Below are 6,081 nucleotides of genomic sequence, written 5' to 3'. Positions count from 1 at the left end.
AAAGTGTCAACACACCCTATTATAATGTCTAATTTATTTGGGATATTATCATTTAATTCTTAAGGTTTACTTAAGGTTTTTAAAATAAAATTATTATTAATAATCACAATTATTTGCATTAACTTGTTAGAATCTTCTGGTTATTGATAATGGTGGTTTGGTTATGGTGTCTAAAGAGTTAAATTCTGTAATTATGAGTATTTTGCATAGTGAAAGACTTAGAGCAACTATACCCAGAATTATGGTTTTAAATGTTTTAATTGAAAAGGATAAAGAGCTAACTGCAATTGATATTGAGAGGATTATCTCAAGTGAGCATGGTAAGAATCTATATATATCAACAATATATAGTGCCTTAAAGGTGTTTGAAGATATTGGTCTGATTCAAAAATTTAAGATAGGAGATCAGCAGTCACTCTATTGTATAAAAAAGAAAAATGGATCTATTCGAGCTACTTGTAATCAGTGTAAAAAAACCTTTTTTCTAGTTGATGATGAATTAGAAGCTCATATTGAGAGTTATGCAAAATCCAAAGAATTGAAATTAATGTCTTTTTCATTGCTTATAAAAATTAAATGTGAAAATTGCAGAGGGTAGTTTTTATTGATTATTAGGAGTAATTCTTATTAAGAATTAATTTTAAAAATAATTACTTCTAATTGTTATTTACAATTGAAATGCAGTTGTGGTTATAAATAATAATTATTATCATTTGTGAAATTTTAGTTTCGGGGTGTCTATAATGTCATTTATTAAAACGCGTAAAAAATTGGTTTATACAGCGATAGCGTCATCATTATCTGTTAATGCAACCACAGCAATTGCTCAAGATCAAGTCGCGCAATTGGAAACAATTCACATTGAAGCGGCAGCAGAACAAAGTTTAAAAGTAGACAAATCTGCAAATAACAAGTTTGTAGCCCCTCTTCTTGACACACCAAAGTCAGTATCGGTCATTTCTAAACAGTTGATTGAAGACACTCAAGTTACAACTTTAAGCGATGCTTTACGTACAGTTCCTGGTATCACACTTGGGGCTGGTGAAGGTGGCAACCCAAATGGCGACCGTCCATTTATACGTGGTTATAGTTCTGAAAGCTCAATGTATGTAGACGGAATTCGAAGTTCGGCTTCACAAAACCGTGAAATGTTTGCTGTAGAACAAGTTGAAGTTACGAAAGGTTCTGCTTCTGCTTTAGGTGGTGCAGGTACTGCTGGTGGGAGTATTAATGTAATCTCTAAAGTTGCCAAAAAAGGTGACTTTTTAGAGGGTTCAGTTGGTGCTGGAACGGATAATTACCAACGTATTACCCTAGATGGCAACAAGGATTTCGGTAATGGTGTTGCTGCTCGTGTTGCAGTGATGGGACACCATAATGAGAAAGCAGGTCAAAAAGATGGAGCTGAATATGCACGTGTAGGTATTGCCCCAAGCATTACCTTTGGTTTAGACACAGCGACACGTACGACATTAAGCTATTATTATCTTGAGTCTGATGATACACCTGATTCGGGCGTACCTTATTGGAATTCATCGAATAATACAGCAACAGGTAAACCATTAAATGCCAAGCAAGGCATTTACTATGGTTGGCTAGATCGCGATTTTCAAAAACAAGAAAATCAAATTGGTACAATCAAGCTTGAGCATGATCTGACTGATAATTTAACCATCAGTAATACTGCAGTTTATAGTAACTCTAAAAACGACTATATTTGGACACAGCCAGATGATAGTCAGAAAAATATTGCAAACGGTGAAGTATGGCGCCGTGCGAACTCTCGTATTACCGATACCAATACTTTTACAGATCAACTGGCTTTAACTGGCAAATTTAATACAGGCACTATTAAACACAGCTTTGATGTAGGTGCTGAATATAGTGATCAAGAATCTGATAAAGGTTCGTATACTGTTACATCAAAATCAGGGAAACCAATTACTGGCTCACCTACAGCGGGCGCATGTTCACTTGGAATAGGTGCAGCTTCTGATTATTGGTGTACTGATGCATTCAATCCAAATTCAAAAGATCCGTGGTTAGGCAATGTTGCTGCAAATAAAGCAGTAACAACAACTACGGCAACAACCGCTTCTGTATATTTACTAGACAGTATTGAATTTAATCCGCAATGGTTGTTAGACCTCGGCTTACGTTGGGACAAGTTTGAAACTGAGCTGAAGACCAATGCAACTGGTGCTAAAATTGAAAGTGATACAGACTTTTTCTCTTATCAAGCAGGTTTGACATTTAAGCCTGCTGAGAATGGCAGTATTTATGCAAGCTTTGCAACTTCTGCCAACCCAGTTGGTATCGATGCAGGTGACGGTTCTGAAACTTCGGTGTCGGCTGTCAATAAAGATCTAGATCCAGAAGAAAGCCGTACCTTTGAAATTGGTACAAAGTGGGATTTATTTAACGAAAAGTTAAATGTAACGGCTGCAATTTTCCGCACAGAAAAACAAAATACTCGTATCTCGCTTGATGCAAATACCACAACAAACGGTGGGTCAAGCAAAGTTGATGGCTTTGAACTGGGCTTAAACGGCAACATTACTGATAAATGGGCGATTTCTGCGGGTTATACCTACTTAGATAGTGAATCAACCAAAAATGGTGTGAGCTGCCGCGGTACATCATGTACAGACCAAACCATTTATAATGGTAATGTAATGCCAAACGTTGCGAAAAACAGTGCAACTCTTTGGACTACTTACCAAATTATGCCCCAGTTCACTTTAGGTGCTGGCGCAATTGCAATGGACAAAGTTTATGGTGACTTAGCAAATACTAACTATGTCCCAGGCTACGTTCGCTACGATGCTATGGCACGTTACAACATCAACAAAAGTGTTGATCTACAGTTAAATGTCAATAACTTGGCAGATACACGTTACTTCACTAAAGCTTATGCATCTCACTTTGCGTCTGAAGCAGAAGGACGAAATGCAGTATTATCCGTAAATTTCAAGTATTAATTTAAAACATTCGTTTCCTTATTATTTTGGATGTAGTTTAAAATAGCCTCAATTCTTTGAGGCTATTTTTCAAATCTGCTCTTTATAATTTGAGGTAATCATATGATTCATCATATTCCTAATGTCCTTAGTAAAGAACAAGTTCAATATTTTCGAGACGAAATGGAAAGAATTGAATGGATCAATGGAAAAGTCACGGCTGGAACACTTTCTGCATTGGTTAAACAAAATCAACAACTGCCTGAAGATCATCCCCTTACGCACCATCTTAGTAATATTATTTTAGAATCACTAGGGCAACATCCATTGTTTCTTTCAGCGGCAATTCCTTTGGATATAATTCCACCTTTATTTAACCGATATGAAAATAATGAATCCTTTGGCTTTCATGTTGATAACTCTATTCGACGAATTCGTGGAACGAATGAACGTCTCCGTACCGATTTATCTTGTACAGTCTTCCTCAGTGAACCAGACGAATATGAAGGTGGTGATTTAGTTGTAGAAGATACCTATGGCTACCATGAGGTGAAACTACCTGCGGGTGATATGATTCTTTATCCTTCAACAAGTCTTCATGAAGTTACAGCTATCACGTCCGGTTGTCGTATTGCATCATTTTTTTGGGTGCAGAGCATGGTACGAGATGATGCTAATAGATATATGCTTTTCAACTTAGATCAATCTATTCAAAATTTACGTGTACAGTTGGGAGATCAGCATCAAGAAGTAATTAAACTTACTAATCTTTACCATAATTTGATGCGAAAATGGGCTGAGTTATAATTTGTCAACAGATCCTACTTTATAGACATAGAGTCAACATTTATTGCTAGCAAAAGTCTTACTGGCTTCAAGTAAAACAAAAGCGATTTACAGGGATCTTCCTAAACGGTATCTTTCTGATACTAATATTAATAATTCATTTGGAATAAACGTGATTAAAATTTTATATGTTGAAGATGATGTAATGATTGGTAAGACAAGTTTTCATCTGCTTCAACATGAAAATTTTTTAGTAGATTGGGCTAAAACAGGTAACGAGGCATTAGAGTTCTTATTTAATAAGCTTTATCACATTGTACTACTTGATTTAGGTTTACCTGAACTAGATGGGTTAGAAATACTTAAACATATCCGTAAAACAGCAGATTTAACTAATATGAGCGTAATCATTATTAGTGCCAGAGACCAAAGCAAAGATAAGATTTTAGGACTTAAGTGTGGTGCAGATGATTATATTGTTAAGCCATACGATTTTGATGAATTAATAGCTCGAATAGAGTCAGTATTGAGACGGGGAAAGTTTAATCATTCTATTGAAGACGTCTGTTTTTCTGCAAAAGATGTTAGCTTATTTCCTCAGAGTCAGAGAGTTACAAAAAATAAGATTGAAGTTGATTTATCTCCTAAAGAATGGGCGATTTTAGAACCTCTCATTATGTATCCACAACAAATTTTTTCACGGCAAATATTAGAACAGAAACTTTATGATAGTGATGAACTTATTAACAGTAATGCTGTTGAAGTTCATATCCATAAATTAAGGCAAAAACTAGGAAAAGAACTTATTAGAACAGTCAGAGGACTTGGGTACTGTATAGAGTCTGATTATTAAATGAAATTTATTCAAATAGATAAATTAATTCATTGCTATAAAAGTCAAGCTCTCAGTTTTCGAATGATTTTGAGTGTAACCGTGCTTAGCTTAATATTGCTGATATTAATTGCAATTGCTGCTTACAATATTGCACTGGAAGAGTCAGAGGAAATTATTGATGAACAAATGATTGAGATGGCTAATTTTTTGTCTAAGGAAGAGCGAACGAATGTTAAATCAGTTTTTGATCACAATAAGAGATACGGTGAGCGGGACACATTTATAGATATTACAGATATCAAATCCCTTCCTCTTATTAGTCAACAATATGATCATATTATTAATAAAGTTGAACAGCCTCAGTTTGTAACTAAAGATTCATCACGTGGCATTATAAAAATTTACGTTCTACCAATGCCGACAAAACAAATCCAAATTAGCCAGCCTATCATTGTGCGTAAAAATTTGGCACAAGAATTGGCCTTTAATATGCTAATTCCTTATATGATTTTGATGCCTCTTAGTATTTTTGTTATTTACTGGCTCATTCGTTTTCATTTAAGGCCATTAGAACAATTAAGAATGGCATTTGCACAACGTGATTATGATGATTTATCAGAAATCAAAATAAATGAATTACCTATTGAAATTCAGCCAGCTATAAATGAGCTTAATTCCTTATTTTCACGGATAGAAGTGGCACAAAAACAACAGCATATTTTTATTGCCAACGCAGCTCATGAGTTGAGAACGCCTTTAACTGCTTTGAGCCTTCAAACAGAACTATTGATCAAATCAAAACCGAATACTGCTATATATAATGAAAATATTCTTGATCTAAATTTGAGCTTAAAGCGTATGACACATTTAGTAGGTCAACTAATGTCATTAGCTCATCAAGAAATCCCACAAAATGAAACTTTGCAACAGCTAATCTTAATTGATTATGTACGTCAGTGTGTTTCCCAAGTTCTTGTAAATGCACGTTATAAATGTGTAGATATCCAAGTGAAGTTAGACTCTTATTCCGAGAATATACGAATACTTGCTATTCAGTCATCTTTAGAGAGTATCCTTATTAATCTCCTCGATAATGCCGTGAAATATAGTCCAAAATTAGGTCAGGTATGGATTATTATTTCGAGTAAGGGGCACAATGTGAATATGGAAATCCACGATAGTGGACCAGGCATCCCAGAAGATAGGCATGAGGATGTATTACAACGTTTTGTTAGACTACGTGAAACTCAAAATCAAGCCTTTGGAAGTGGATTGGGATTATCGATAGTTCAGTCAGCTGTAGAGTCAATTAATGCTTCAATGCAACTTGATTCATCAGAATATTTGCAAGGATTAAAAGTTATTATTTGCTTTAAATCTGCATGAGGTAAGTATAATTACAACTTTTTTAATTAGGGTGTGTTGACACTTTTAGCTGGCTTTGTTGCACAAACATTCAAAAGCTAAACTTCTTCCAAGTGAACCGTACCGGGTTTGTCG

General features: G+C 35.0%; 5 protein-coding genes. All 5 read left to right on the top strand.

Features of this window, described 5'->3' with window-relative positions; genetic code table 11:
• The first annotated feature begins 163 nt into the window (after positions 1–163).
• The 5 genes from RFX69_RS19340 (at position 164) to RFX69_RS19320 (ending at position 5,967) form a co-directional block, all read left to right on the top strand.
• A complete protein-coding gene (locus tag RFX69_RS19340; protein ID WP_087607092.1) occupies positions 164–598 on the top strand; it encodes a Fur family transcriptional regulator in 435 nt (144 codons plus the stop codon).
• A 145-nt stretch (positions 599–743) separates the two neighbouring features.
• A complete protein-coding gene (locus tag RFX69_RS19335; RefSeq protein WP_087607093.1) occupies positions 744–2,981 on the top strand; it encodes a TonB-dependent siderophore receptor in 2,238 nt (745 codons plus the stop codon).
• A gap of 102 nt (positions 2,982–3,083) precedes the next feature.
• Positions 3,084–3,767 (top strand): Fe2+-dependent dioxygenase, encoded by a 684-nt coding sequence (locus RFX69_RS19330; protein ID WP_004837919.1) that lies wholly within the window; start codon positions 3,084–3,086, stop codon positions 3,765–3,767.
• A gap of 151 nt (positions 3,768–3,918) precedes the next feature.
• Positions 3,919–4,599, top strand: coding sequence for a response regulator transcription factor (locus RFX69_RS19325; protein WP_108564087.1), 681 nt, complete (start codon positions 3,919–3,921; stop codon positions 4,597–4,599).
• Positions 4,600–5,967: an ATP-binding protein gene (locus RFX69_RS19320; protein WP_252146415.1), complete on the top strand. Its 1,368-nt coding sequence runs from the start codon at positions 4,600–4,602 to the stop codon at positions 5,965–5,967.
• Positions 5,968–6,081 lie beyond the last annotated feature (114 nt).

The organism is Acinetobacter sp. 148 (assembly GCF_031196675.1).
Classification (GTDB): Bacteria; Pseudomonadota; Gammaproteobacteria; order Pseudomonadales; family Moraxellaceae; genus Acinetobacter; species Acinetobacter baumannii.
Note: the sequence above shows the minus strand (reverse complement) of the source record. Positions and strands in the feature narration are given on the sequence as shown.